Genomic DNA, 12,693 nt, shown 5'->3' on the forward strand with positions numbered 1-12,693 from the left:
GAAAAATCAGGACGTTTTTATTTTTGATAAGAGAAGTGAATTACTTCACCAAAGTCATTTCATCAACTATATGCTTAGCGCCTGAGTAATTCTCAATTACCCACAACACATAACGAATATCAACGTTAATGGTTCTTTGTAATTTGCTGTCGAAGATAACGTCTCCGGCCATCGCTTCAATGTTACCGTCGAAAGCCAAACCGATTAATTCTCCTTTACCGTTTAATACCGGTGAACCTGAGTTTCCTCCGGTGATATCATTGTCAGTTAAGAAGTTTACGTGTAATGAACCGTCTTTATCAGCATAACGTCCGAAATCTTTGTTCTTGTTCATCTCTAAAACTTTCAAAGGCAAATCAAATTCTTGATCTCCTTTTTTGTATTTCTTAACTTGACCTTCTAAAGTAGTGTAGTTGTTTACTTTAGCGTCGTTACGCTTGTCAGCCGGTAACGAACGTACTTTTCCGTAAGTCAAACGCAAAGTTGAGTTGGCATCCGGATATTTGATAGTTCCGATTTTTGACTCTCTTAAACCTTCTACTAACAAGCGGAAAGAAGCACTAAAGTCATTTTGCGCTTTAGCAATTTCGTCTGATTTAGAGCTGAAGTGTGTCAACATATCATTTGATAATACATACAATGGATCGTTGTCTAAAACACCTTGACTAGGAATCACCAAAAACGCTTTAATACGATCTAACGAAGTGAAAATACTCATATCAAAAGCAGCATTAACGTACTTAGTGAAATCGTTTCCGTTTTCGTCACCAATCTTTTTCACTGCCGGTGCAATAGCATAACCGGTTGACTTGGTGGCGTATAATTTTAATTGCGCTGCTAAAATGTCTTTCTCAGCAGGAATGTGTAATTCTTTGTACATTTCTGTAGCCATTTCTTCAATAGCCGGAGCCATTTGAGCACGCTTGGCGGCATCAGCTTTAACATAAGCATCCAATTGTCTTCCTAAAGTTCTACCGATAGTTCCGAAAGAAGTGGTTCTGAACAATTGTTGCATGTAGTTATCGTGTCTTGACTTTTCATTGGTCAAAGCATAGAATTTGTTGATGTTGGCGATAACATTACCATACTTAGCTTTATTAGCCGGCTTATTGGCCCAAGCATTAAACTTAGCTTCTTGCGCAGCTTTGGTTTTTGCAGTACCGAATTTAGTCAACGCGTCAATCATCCCTTGACGGTTTTTCCAATAGTTAGCTGTTGAAGCATATTTAGAAGCATACACCAAGTTCAAAGCATCGCTTTGGTCCATGTACTTTTTCATGTTGTCCATACCGGTTTTAGCACCTTCAACCCAAGCCGGATAAGCAAACTTCACGTTTTGCTCAATACCGCCCGCAGGCATCCAGCGGTTGGTTCTTCCCGGATAACCTAAAATCATGGCAAAGTCATTCTCTTTTACACCATTGATGTTTACCGGTAAATAGTGCTTTGGTTGTAACGGCACGTTGTTTTCTGAATATTCAGCCGGATTTCCGTCTTTGTCAGCATAAACACGGAACATAGAGAAATCGGCTGTGTGACGTGGCCATTCCCAGTTGTCGGTATCACCACCAAATTTACCTAAACTTTCCGGAGGAGTTCCTACCAAACGCACGTCTTTATAATCTTGGTACACAAAGTAGTAAAACTCGTTGCCTTGGAAAAACGAACGAACAGAAACAGTATATTTTCCGCCACCGTTATTTTCTTTTTCGATAGCCGCAATCTCAGCATTGATGGCTTTTTCTCTGTCGGCTTCCGACATTGAAGGATTAACTTTAGCCAAGATACGCTTAGTACAATCGTCCATTCTCACGAAAAAACGAACAAATAAGCTGGCAGGCTTCATTTCCTCTTTACGGTTTTTAGCCCAAAATCCATCTTTTAAATAGTTTTTTTCTGCCGATGATAATTCGGCGATAGCATCATATCCGCAGTGGTGATTGGTTAATACCAAACCGTCTTTAGAAACGATTTCGGCTGTACAACCTCCGTTAAACTGAACGATAGCATCTTTCAAACTGTGGTTGTTGATACTGTAAATTTCTTCGGCTGTCAACTGCAAGCCCATTTTTTGCATGTCTCTGTGGTTTAAACGCTCGATGAACATCAAAAACCACATTCCTTCGTCGGCTTTTACGCTAGTCGGAACAAGCATAATGGCAGCAATCAAGGATAAAATAATTTTCTTCATTGTGATTAAAAGTTTTAATTGTTTGTGTTTTAGCAACCTACAAGACACAAAAAAATTGAAAATGCAGGCTAAAAACGATTGCGAATATACTTTTTTTTAAGGAGTAAGCAGAAAAACCGCTTTAAAAACTATAACGATTGAGTGAATTTTAACTTAATTTTTAGAAATAAAAAAAGCCACCCTTTCGGATAGCTTTATGAAGATAGTATGCTGTGGATTAAATACCGTGACTGTTTTCAGGCTCTTCGGTATCTACATTCAGCATTTCCCAAAGTTTGTCTTTCAATTCGGTTAATCCTTGATTGGCTACTGATGAAATAAACAAATACGGCAAACCTTTAAATTCTTTGTCCAATTGCTGCTTGAGTTCGGCTTTCAATTCATCGTCTAGCATATCGCATTTGGAAACAACCAACAAACGGTCTTTGTCGAGCATTTCCGGATTGTAGCGACGCAACTCATCTAATAAAATTTCGTATTCTTTTTTGATGTCATCCGCATCAGCCGGCACCAAAAACAATAAAGTGGAATTTCTCTCGATGTGACGTAAAAAGTAATGTCCTAACCCTTTACCTTCGGCCGCACCTTCAATAATTCCTGGAATATCAGCCATGACAAACGACTGGAAATCTCGGTACGCTACAATGCCTAAATTCGGCTTTAGTGTTGTGAACGGATAATCCGCAATCTTCGGCTTGGCAGAAGTCAATACCGAAAGTAAAGTCGATTTTCCGGCATTTGGGAAACCTACTAAACCTACATCGGCTAAGACTTTCAACTCTAAAATCACATCTAATTCTTCCGGCGGCATACCTGGTTGTGCGTACCTTGGCGTTTGATTGGTGGCGCTTCTGAAATGCCAGTTACCCAATCCGCCTTTTCCGCCTTTGACCAAGATTCTTTCTTCACCGTGTTCGGTTATTTCGAATAAAATCTCTTCCGTTTCTTTATCACGTACTACGGTTCCGAGTGGCACTTCGATGATTTTATCTTCGCCGTCGTGACCGGTACTGCGTGAACTTCCGCCATCGCCACCGTGACCGGCTTTAACATGACGCGCAAACTTTAAGTGAAATAAAGTCCACAGTCCTTTATTCCCTTTCAATATGACGTGACCGCCTCTTCCTCCGTCTCCGCCATCAGGCCCGCCTTTTTCAATAAATTTCTCTCTATGCAGATGCGAGGATCCTTTCCCTCCTTTTCCGGAAGAAACATAAATCTTTACGTAGTCTACAAAGTTTCCTTCTGTCATTTTATTCAGTATTCAGTGTTCAGTGTTCAATGTTCAGTAGGCTTTCTACTGACAATGGCACTTTCAACTATTCTTTTATCGCTTTTACAAGCACTTTATCAATCTTTACGCCATCCATATCGATGACTTCTATTTCAAATTTGTTCCAAATCAGTTTTTCGCCTGTTTTAGGAATATTACCCAACTCGGTCATGATTAAACCACTTACGGTAGTCACATCATAATCGTTAATCAATTCGTCCATATCGAAATACGTCAAGAAATCGTGTAACGAATAATGACCGTCAACCAACCAAGTCCCGTCTTCACGAGCGATTAACTTGAACTCGTCTTCGTAGAAATCGGCGGCATCGCCTACCAAAGCTTCTAAAATATCATTCAACGTAATAATTCCTTGAAAAACACCGTATTCATCGGTCACCAAAGCATAATGCACTTTAGATTTCTTGAAATTCTCCAGCGCTTTGTAAGCCGAAGTGTGTTCAATCAAATACACCGGATCTTTGGTAATGGTTTTCAAATCGAACGTGCCTTTTTTCTCAAAAGCCGAAAACAAATCTTTCAATAAAACCACGCCAACTACATCGTCTAAGTTCTCCACACAAACCGGATAAACCGAATGCAATTCATCTAAAACTTTTGCTTTTAACTCTTCAATAGTATCTTCATACGACAGATAAACTATCGATTTACGGTGCGTCATTAACGAGTTGACTTTTCGATCGCCAATGTGAAAAACACGCTCTACGATGTCTTGCTCAATTTCTTGCACTTCACCGCCTTCGGTGCCTTCTTTGATGATGGCTTTAATTTCTTCTTCGGTCACTTTACCATCGGCAGTTGGTTTGATTTTGAAAACATCCAACACAAAATCGGTTGACACGGTTAGCAACCAAATAAACGGCATTGTTACTATAGAAACCATTTTCATCGGAACAGCCACGGCTTTGGCGATAGCTTCTGGATAGTTCAACCCAATCCTCTTGGGCAATAATTCTCCTAAAACCAAGGAAAAAAATGTCAGCACAACGACTACTATCCCAACAGAAAGCGAATGAGCATAAGGTTTTAAACTAGCAAATCCTTCTACAAACAACTTGACATCTTCGGTGATCTTGTCGCCTGAATAAATACCGGTAAGAATTCCGATTAAGGTAATTCCGATTTGAACTGTAGATAAAAATTTATTGGGCGAATTGGCCAAATCTAAAGCCACTTTCGCATTGGTATTCCCTTTCTTAGCTGCGGTTTCCAAACGGTTTTTACGTGCAGATATCAAAGCGATTTCCGACATCGAAAACACCCCGTTAAGCAGGATTAAAAAAAGAATAATTAGTATTTCCATTTGTTATTGGTTGCGAGTTTTGGGCTGTAAGGTTGCGGGTTTAACTCGACCCGAGCAAAGCGAATTGACAAAGCAAACAAGCACCTCGGAACTTAAAAACTATCAAAAACGTTTGTAAGTCTTTCTGTTACTTCCTCAATAGTCCCGATACCGTTTACCGCGTGAAATTTGCCTTGAGCTTTATAATAATCCATCAAAGGTGCGGTTTTTTCGTTGTATTCTTGGTAGCGATTGCGAATTTTTTCTTCATCTTGATCATCAGGTCGGCCAGAAGTTTTACCTCTTTCCAATAAACGAGCCACTAAAATATTATCGTCGGCCTCTAAAGCAACAGTAGCCGTGATGTTTTGTCCTTTTGCCTCTAAAAATCGGTCCAAAGCTTCTGCCTGTGCGAGCGTTCTTGGAAAACCATCGAATAAAAATCCGGCCGATTGTGGGTTTTTATCCACTTCGCTTTGCAACATTTGAATGGTCACTTCATCCGGAACCAAATCGCCTTTATCCATGTAGGTTTTGGCTAATTGGCCTAACTCGGTGTCATTTTTAATGTTGTATCTGAAAATATCTCCGGTTGACAAATGTGTCAGGTTGTATTTATCTTTTAAAAATTCAGCTTGAGTACCTTTTCCGGCACCCGGTTTTCCGAAAAGAACGATATTGATCATTTTGTAAAAGTTATATGTTGTATGTTGTTAGTTAAAATGTTGTCGTTGCAAGTAAATATTCTGTTTGTTAGCTTTTTTGACCTACAACCCAGAACCTAAAACTTACAACCTACTGTGCCAATTGGTAAACATCCGGCAAATTTCTTCCCAATCCGTCGTAGTCTAAGCCATAGCCTACGATAAATTTGTTTGGAATGCGGATACCAACGTAATCAATTTTAATCTCTTTTTTATAAGCTTCCGGTTTGAAAAACAAGGTGGCAATTTTCAAATGTTTTACTTTTTTCTCTTTAAAAATGGCCTTCAATTCTTCCACTGTATTTCCAGTATCAACGATATCTTCTACAATGACAACCGTTCTTCCTTCTAAATCTTGGTCTAAACCGATTAATTGTTTCACATCTCCTGTACTTTGCGTACCTTCATAGGAAGCCATTCTAACGAAATTCACCTCGCACATCCCGCGGTATTTTTTCATCAAATCACTCAAAACCATAAAGGATCCGTTTAAAACCCCAATAAAAACAGGCACTTCATCAAAAAAATCATCATCCATTTGCTTAGCCATATTGGTAATTGCAAAATCAATTTCTTCAGAAGAAATAAATGGCTCGAAGGATTTATCGTGTAAGTGTATCATGTTGATTTGATTTTGAAATAAGCTGCAAATTTAAAGAAGTCTAAAGTATTACAAACTAAGTATTGACACTTTTTTGCAAAATAGATATATTTACCAAATGGATGCGACTTACTACCAAACCATAGCCAACAGCACAGCCCATCGCAAAAGCCGAGATGACAATAAAGATTTCATCTTTAACCATCCCGACTATTTGCCGTATTTACTGCAAATCAGTTACAACACCAAAGACAAAAACCACCACAAGGCCTGCTGGATCTTAGAATTGATTTTCGAGGAGCAATTGGAACTGATTTTACCGCATTTAACTGATTTTTGCGACAATTTAAAACACTACACTTCGGATTCTGCCGTTCGCTCTTTGTCGAAAATCTGCTTATTTTTGGCCCAAAGCAAGACCATCAAGCTAACCGAAACCCAAGAAGAACAAATCATCGAAGCTTGTTTAGATTGGCTGATCCAAACCGACAAAGCCGCGAACGCTGCGTACAGTATGAGAGCCTTGTACTTTTTGGGAAAAAGACATACTTGGATAAACGACGAATTAAAACTTATTTTATCCCGCGAATTCGTAAACCAAACGCCGGGTTATCGCTCGGCCGTTAAAGACCTTTTAAAACGATTGCGATAGTTTTACGGAATACTTATCTTTGCGCAAACACAACTACTACAATGAACTATTTCTCATCCGATTTTAAACTCGGCATCCTTGGCGGAGGTCAATTAGGTAAAATGATTTTGGCCGAAACGCGAAAATTTGACATTCAAACTTATATACTGGATTCCAGTGATGAAGCGCCAAGCCGATTTGGGAGTCACGCTTTTTACAAAGGCAGTTTGATGGATTTTGATACCGTGTACCAATTTGGCCAACTCGTTGATTTATTGACGATAGAAATTGAAAATGTCAATCTGGATGCTTTGGACCAATTGGAAGCAGAAGGTTTACCGGTTTTCCCATCGCCTAAAACGTTGCGACTCATTCAAAACAAAGGCAAGCAGAAAGACTTTTACGTTGCCAATCATATTCCGACTTCACCACACCAACGCTTTGTAGACTTAAAGGCACTAAAAGATGCCGTCACATCGAGCGCAGTCGAGATGCCTTTCGTATGGAAATCGGCTCAATTTGGTTATGACGGCAACGGCGTAAAAATAGTGCGTTCTACCCTTGATTTGATTAACTTACCCGATGTAGAATGTATCGCGGAGGAAATGGTACCGTTTAAAAACGAGTTGGCCGTTATTGTAGCGCGTTCCGCCTCGGGAGCCATCAAAACTTATCCTGTGGTGGAAATGGAATTCCATCCCGAAGCCAACCAAGTAGAATATGTAATCTGTCCGGCACGCATCGACGAGAAGGTCGCCCAAAAAGCCACTGACATTGCCCTGAAAGTTTCGGAAGCCTTCAATCATGTTGGCTTATTAGCGGTGGAAATGTTCCAAACAGCTGACGATGAAATTCTGGTGAATGAAGTCGCCCCAAGACCACACAACTCCGGTCATTACAGCATAGAAGCCAGCTATACTTCGCAGTTTGAAAACCATTTGCGAGCCATATTAAATTTACCTTTAGGCAATACCGATAGCAAAGTGGCCGGAATTATGGTAAATTTGGTGGGCGAAGAAGGCTTTTCGGGTCCGGTAGTTTATGAAAACATCGAAAAAATTATGGCCATTGACGGCGTAACGCCACATATTTACGGCAAAAGAGAAACCCGTCCATTCCGAAAAATGGGACATGTAACCATCGTTAATGAAAACATGATCGAAGCCAGAAAGATTGCGGAAGAAGTGAAAAACAGTATCAGAGTAATTAGTGAAAAATTATTATAAATGATGAATTTTAAATTTTAAATAAAAACGAATCATTTATAATCTAGCATTCAAAATTCAACATAAAACATGAGCAAAGTAGCTATCATTATGGGTTCTAAATCGGATTTACCGGTTATGCAAGAAGCCATCGACATCTTAAACGGATTTGACATCGAAACGGAAGTTGATATCGTATCGGCCCATCGTACGCCCGAAAAATTATTCGAGTTCAGTAAAAATGCTCACCAACGCGGGATTTCGGTCATTATAGCCGGAGCCGGTGGTGCTGCTCATTTGCCGGGCATGGTGGCTTCTATGAGTCCGCTACCGGTGATTGGCGTTCCCGTAAAATCGAGTAATTCTATCGATGGCTGGGATTCGGTGTTGTCTATTTTGCAAATGCCGGGCGGCGTTCCGGTAGCCACTGTGGCCTTAAACGGTGCTAAAAACGCCGGTATCTTAGCCGCGCAAATTATAGGCAGTCACGACAAATGCGTCCTCGATAAAATCATTTTCTACAAAGAAAGCTTGAAAGAAGCCGTCAATAAATCGTCGGACGAACTCAAAAAATAAAATGATTTAGGAGCTGTTTCCCGCTATACGTTGCAATCTTTTTACCGCTTTTGTCACCCTGAACTTATCTAAGGAACTTTCTAAAAAGCGCTAAAAAGGATTTCCACTACTATCGGGGCTAGAAACCATTTATAATAAACACATGAAAATCTTAACCTCAACATTCCAAACCAAACACAATACTGCGCCATTTTCTCAAATTAAAATTGAGGATTACCAACCGGCGTTTGAAGAAAACATTGCCAAAGCGCGCGCCGAAATTGACGCTATCATCAACAATACAGTAGCGCCGACTTTTGAAAACACCATTGAAGCCTTAGATTTTGCCGGACAAGCCTTAGACCGTTTGTCCTCTATATTCTTCAACTTGAATTCGGCCGAAACTTGCGACGAAATGCAAAAAATTGCCCAAGAGGTTTCGCCTTTGCTAACGGCTTTCGGTAACGACATTACCTTAAATGAGGATTTATTTAAAAGAGTTAAAGCCGTTTATGAGCAAAAAGACCAACTGAATTTAACGCCTGAGCAAGCCACTTTGCTCGATAAAAAATACAAAAGCTTTACCCGAAACGGTGCGTTACTTTCCGAAGATAAAAAGGAAGTTTTACGCGAAATCGACAAAACTTTAGCCAAACTTAAACTGACGTTTGGCGAAAATGTATTGGCCGAAACCAACAACTACAAACTGCACATTTCCAACGAAGCCGATTTACAAGGCCTACCCGATGGTGCTAAAGAAATGGCGCGTTCCCTGGCCAAAGCCGACGATTTAGACGGTTGGCTGTTCACCTTAGATTTTCCGAGTTATTTGCCGTTTGTAACCTATGTAGACAACCGCGAATTGCGCAAAGAAATGGCCATAGCCGCCGGCAAAAAAGCCTTTCAGGAAAACGATTACGACAATCAGGAAAACGTAAAAAACATCGTGAAATTGCGTCACGAAAGAGCGCAATTGTTAGGCTACGAATCGCATGCGCATTTTGTTTTGGAAGAGCGCATGGCGCAAACTCCGGAAAAAGTACAATCGTTTTTGAATGATTTACTAGCCAAAGCCAAACCGGCTGCACAAAAAGAATTCGCCGAACTGACAGCTTTTGCAAAGGAACTAGACGGATTGGAAAAGTTGGAAAAATGGGACGGCGCTTACTATTCGGAGAAATTGAAACAAAAATTATTCAGTTTAGATGACGAGATTTTAAAACCGTATTTCCAACTGGAAAACGTGTTGAACGGTGCGTTTACCGTGGCTGAAAAATTATTCGGCATCACGTTTAAAGAAGTGTTTGACATTGATAAATACCACGCCGACGTACAAACTTTTGAAGTAGTAGACTTTGAAGGCCAATTGGTAGCCGTTTTCTATGCCGATTTCTTCCCGAGAAAAGGGAAACGCAATGGCGCTTGGATGACGTCATTCAAACCACAATATATTAAGAATGGTGTCAATGAAAGACCACATGTTTCGATTGTGTGTAATTTCACGCCACCAACAGAAACCAAACCTTCTTTATTAACTTTTAATGAAGTGACGACTTTGTTCCATGAATTCGGACACGCGCTACATGGCATGTTGGCCAATACGACTTATCCGAGTTTATCGGGAACATCGGTCTATTGGGATTTTGTGGAATTGCCGAGTCAGATTATGGAAAATTGGTGTTACGAGCCCGAAGCCTTGGCGTTGTTTGCCAAACATTATGAAACCGGCGAAATCATTCCGCAACAATACGTGGACAAAATTAAAGAAAGTGCGAGTTTCTTAGAAGGTATGGCTACATTACGACAATTAAGTTTCGGGATTTTAGACATGGCTTATCACGCCAAAGCGCAAACCATAGACAATGTAAAAGCGTTTGAAAAAGCGGCTATGGAAATCGCTTCTTTGTATCCTGATGTAGCCGAAAACTGCATGAGTGTTTCGTTTTCGCATATTTTCCAAGGCGGTTATTCCTCGGGTTATTACAGTTACAAATGGGCGGAAGTATTGGATGCGGATGCTTTTGCGTATTTCCAAGAGCGAGGCATTTTCGATAAGGAAGTCGCTGCTAAATTCAAAGACAATGTGCTTTCCAAAGGCGGTACCGAATTACCGATGGAACTCTACAAACGTTTCCGCGGACAAGAACCACAACCGGAAGCATTGTTAAAACGTGCGGGATTGATTTAAAAAAAGTATTATGAACATAATAGAAAAATTTCAAAATATAAATCCTGAAATGAACATATTCAGCCATATGTTTAACATTAGTTATAATGATTTAATCATTGAATCGTATGAATATAAGATGGGTGAAGACTATTTTTCAAAATATTTAATTAGTTATGAGAAACAAAATATATTAGATTCATTTAATGATAAACAAAAAGACTTTTTATTAATCAATTCTGAAAAATGGAGATTTGAGTTTAAAAAAAATATCATTAATAAGATAGATAAACTCAAAGAGTCATTTTTAAATTCAAAACAAAACCCTAATCTTGAAGTAGGCTTTTGGCATAATTATTCTAACTATAAACACAAGCACCTTGATAATTGGTTACTTATAGTTCAAGAAACAAACTTGGTAAAGGAAGAAATTGAATGCTTGATGATTTTTTTTAATTTTTTTAATGCTTATGCTCAACATTTTTTAACTGAAGAAGCTGAAAAATTCATAAAAAAAAAGCAAGAAAAAGAAGATGAAGAAAGAGATAGATATATTCGTGATGAAATAAAATATTGGAGTAATCCAGACAATTGTTATAATGAAGGCGGTGGTGGTGATGAATGGTCTGACCCAGATGAATTTTGGACTTAAAATTAAATCTTATAAGATGAAAATAGCAATCCTTGGTTGGGGTTCATTAATATGGCAACCCAAAGATTTAGTTTTTGACGAAGAGAATGGATGGAAAGAAAACGGTCCAATTTTACCAATAGAATTTGCAAGAATCTCAAAAGATGGAAGACTAACTTTAGTAATTTCAGAAAACGGCACAAAAGTTCCTGTTTTATATGCTTTATCAAATTATCAAAATTTAGAAGAAGCTGTTTTAAATTTAGCAGTTAGAGAAGGATCAGGAAGAAAGAGTATTGGAAGTTATGATAAAACAAAAGATAAATTTTCATCAGATGTTTTTTTTGAACAAAATATTTTAGACTGGATAAAAAATGAAGATATTGATGCTGTAATTTGGACAAATTTGGGTGAAAATTGGAATATTAAAAACAATAATGGAGAGATTATTCGTCAAATTCAACCTAATAATAGAATTGAATATCTAAAAGAATTAAAAGGCAACACCAGTGTTTTAGCAGAAGAATATATTCGTAGAACTCCACCTCAAATACAAACCCATTTTAGAAAATTGATTGAAGAAGAATTAAACTGGACACCAATTCAAAATGAATAAATTTGAGGACACCTATCAACATCCACTTATAGTTTGTAAACACGAACTAGATTTGTCAGATATTGAAACTTTGGGTGAGCTTTTATCTAAACAATTGAAATTAACTATTGAAATAGATGATAAATTGTTTTTCAAAAAGAGAATTTATAATCCAATTGAAAAAGGAGAAGCAAGATTAATTGCATTAAGATCATCTTTGATTCCTGAAAAGAGATTTCATATACAATTGGATGAAATAGTACTCTTTATCTGTACAGATTTTATTGAAATAAAGTTTGATATTCCTCTTGATTATTTTCATTTATCAGAATTAAACAGTCGAAATGAACTTTTAGAAATAGAATTATTAAAAATTTTCTTTGGTCAACTAAAATCTATAGGAATTGATGAAGTTCATTTTGGAATTTTTAGTGAATTTGAAAAAGATGAAGGTTTCAACTATAGCTGGAAAAATATATATAGAATTATATCTAATCAAGAGAACTATTTTAAATTAGATATTTAACATTAAAAAACTAACTTTCTGTTGGTTTAATCCATTTCCCTATAGAACTCTACAAACGTTTCCGTGGACAAGAACCGAGACCGGAAGCTTTGTTGAAACGCGCGGGATTGATTTAGACTGCTTAGATTATTAGACTGCTTAGATTATTAGACTGCTTAGAATATTAGACTGATCAGAATATTAGAAACCGAAGTTTAGGCTTCGGTTTTTTTGTGCACTATACCCGCGTTAGGGATGGGAGCAAGTACCGCGTACTGCGGACAGCCCGACCCCGATAGCCAAATATTCGGGTCAAAGCAGATTATGCTTAT

At 38.4% G+C, this 12,693-nt stretch carries 12 protein-coding genes; 7 read left to right on the forward strand and 5 right to left on the reverse strand.

Features of this window, described 5'->3' with window-relative positions:
• Nucleotides 1-40 precede the first annotated feature (40 nt).
• The 5 genes from SK086_RS12625 to hpt form a co-directional block, all read right to left on the reverse strand.
• On the reverse strand, nucleotides 41-2,191 hold the full coding sequence (locus SK086_RS12625; protein ID WP_324692070.1) for a S46 family peptidase: 2,151 nt from the start codon (nucleotides 2,189-2,191) through the stop codon (nucleotides 41-43).
• A 217-nt stretch (nucleotides 2,192-2,408) separates the two neighbouring features.
• Nucleotides 2,409-3,443 carry a GTPase ObgE gene (gene obgE / locus SK086_RS12630; RefSeq protein ID WP_290873258.1) on the reverse strand — a complete coding sequence of 345 codons (1,035 nt, stop codon included), beginning with the start codon at nucleotides 3,441-3,443 and terminating at the stop codon, nucleotides 2,409-2,411.
• Nucleotides 3,444-3,510: 67 nt separating this feature from the next.
• Entirely contained in the window at nucleotides 3,511-4,737 is a 1,227-nt protein-coding gene (locus tag SK086_RS12635) for a hemolysin family protein (protein WP_407652330.1), read from the reverse strand.
• Nucleotides 4,738-4,880: 143 nt separating this feature from the next.
• Complete coding sequence (locus SK086_RS12640; RefSeq protein WP_324692073.1) at nucleotides 4,881-5,453, reverse strand: adenylate kinase; 573 nt, start codon at nucleotides 5,451-5,453, stop codon at nucleotides 4,881-4,883.
• 109 nt (nucleotides 5,454-5,562) lie between these two features.
• Nucleotides 5,563-6,093 carry a hypoxanthine phosphoribosyltransferase gene (hpt, locus tag SK086_RS12645; protein ID WP_324692074.1) on the reverse strand — a complete coding sequence of 177 codons (531 nt, stop codon included), beginning with the start codon at nucleotides 6,091-6,093 and terminating at the stop codon, nucleotides 5,563-5,565.
• 97 nt (nucleotides 6,094-6,190) lie between these two features.
• On the opposite strand from hpt, the gene SK086_RS12650 reads away from it, so the two are divergent.
• The 7 genes from SK086_RS12650 to SK086_RS12680 all read left to right on the forward strand — a co-directional run bounded on the left by SK086_RS12650 (nucleotide 6,191) and on the right by SK086_RS12680 (nucleotide 12,382).
• The gene (locus tag SK086_RS12650; protein WP_324692076.1) at nucleotides 6,191-6,724 is read left to right on the forward strand and encodes a hypothetical protein; all 534 of its coding nucleotides are present in this window, start codon (nucleotides 6,191-6,193) and stop codon (nucleotides 6,722-6,724) included.
• 41 nt (nucleotides 6,725-6,765) lie between these two features.
• Complete coding sequence (locus SK086_RS12655) at nucleotides 6,766-7,929, forward strand: 5-(carboxyamino)imidazole ribonucleotide synthase (protein WP_324692077.1); 1,164 nt, start codon at nucleotides 6,766-6,768, stop codon at nucleotides 7,927-7,929.
• A 69-nt stretch (nucleotides 7,930-7,998) separates the two neighbouring features.
• A complete protein-coding gene (purE, locus tag SK086_RS12660; RefSeq protein ID WP_295338562.1) occupies nucleotides 7,999-8,484 on the forward strand; it encodes a 5-(carboxyamino)imidazole ribonucleotide mutase in 486 nt (161 codons plus the stop codon).
• A gap of 142 nt (nucleotides 8,485-8,626) precedes the next feature.
• Nucleotides 8,627-10,651, forward strand: coding sequence for a M3 family metallopeptidase (locus SK086_RS12665; RefSeq protein WP_324692078.1), 2,025 nt, complete (start codon nucleotides 8,627-8,629; stop codon nucleotides 10,649-10,651).
• A gap of 10 nt (nucleotides 10,652-10,661) precedes the next feature.
• Nucleotides 10,662-11,282 carry a hypothetical protein gene (locus tag SK086_RS12670; protein WP_324692079.1) on the forward strand — a complete coding sequence of 207 codons (621 nt, stop codon included), beginning with the start codon at nucleotides 10,662-10,664 and terminating at the stop codon, nucleotides 11,280-11,282.
• Nucleotides 11,283-11,298: 16 nt separating this feature from the next.
• Nucleotides 11,299-11,877, forward strand: a complete 579-nt coding sequence (locus tag SK086_RS12675) for a hypothetical protein (RefSeq protein ID WP_324692081.1) — start codon at nucleotides 11,299-11,301, stop codon at nucleotides 11,875-11,877.
• Entirely contained in the window at nucleotides 11,870-12,382 is a 513-nt protein-coding gene (locus SK086_RS12680; protein WP_324692083.1) for a hypothetical protein, read from the forward strand. The genes SK086_RS12675 and SK086_RS12680 overlap by 8 nt, the downstream gene beginning before the upstream one ends.
• Nucleotides 12,383-12,693: the final 311 nt, after the last annotated feature.

This window comes from Flavobacterium cheonhonense (assembly GCF_035671315.1).
Classification (GTDB): Bacteria; Bacteroidota; Bacteroidia; order Flavobacteriales; family Flavobacteriaceae; genus Flavobacterium; species Flavobacterium cheonhonense.

Bases quoted from the DNA above. Each gene is read 5' to 3' on its own strand.
- SK086_RS12625 (WP_324692070.1), bottom strand. From the start codon at position 2,191: ATGAAGAAAATTATTTTATCCTTGATTGCTGCCATTATGCTTGTTCCG.
- obgE (WP_290873258.1), bottom strand. From the start codon at position 3,443: ATGACAGAAGGAAACTTTGTAGACTACGTAAAGATTTATGTTTCTTCC.
- SK086_RS12635 (WP_407652330.1), bottom strand. From the start codon at position 4,737: ATGTCGGAAATCGCTTTGATATCTGCACGTAAAAACCGTTTGGAAACC.
- SK086_RS12640 (WP_324692073.1), bottom strand. From the start codon at position 5,453: ATGATCAATATCGTTCTTTTCGGAAAACCGGGTGCCGGAAAAGGTACT.
- hpt (WP_324692074.1), bottom strand. From the start codon at position 6,093: ATGATACACTTACACGATAAATCCTTCGAGCCATTTATTTCTTCTGAA.
- SK086_RS12650 (WP_324692076.1), top strand. From the start codon at position 6,191: ATGGATGCGACTTACTACCAAACCATAGCCAACAGCACAGCCCATCGC.
- SK086_RS12655 (WP_324692077.1), top strand. From the start codon at position 6,766: ATGAACTATTTCTCATCCGATTTTAAACTCGGCATCCTTGGCGGAGGT.
- purE (WP_295338562.1), top strand. From the start codon at position 7,999: ATGAGCAAAGTAGCTATCATTATGGGTTCTAAATCGGATTTACCGGTT.
- SK086_RS12665 (WP_324692078.1), top strand. From the start codon at position 8,627: ATGAAAATCTTAACCTCAACATTCCAAACCAAACACAATACTGCGCCA.
- SK086_RS12670 (WP_324692079.1), top strand. From the start codon at position 10,662: ATGAACATAATAGAAAAATTTCAAAATATAAATCCTGAAATGAACATA.
- SK086_RS12675 (WP_324692081.1), top strand. From the start codon at position 11,299: ATGAAAATAGCAATCCTTGGTTGGGGTTCATTAATATGGCAACCCAAA.
- SK086_RS12680 (WP_324692083.1), top strand. From the start codon at position 11,870: ATGAATAAATTTGAGGACACCTATCAACATCCACTTATAGTTTGTAAA.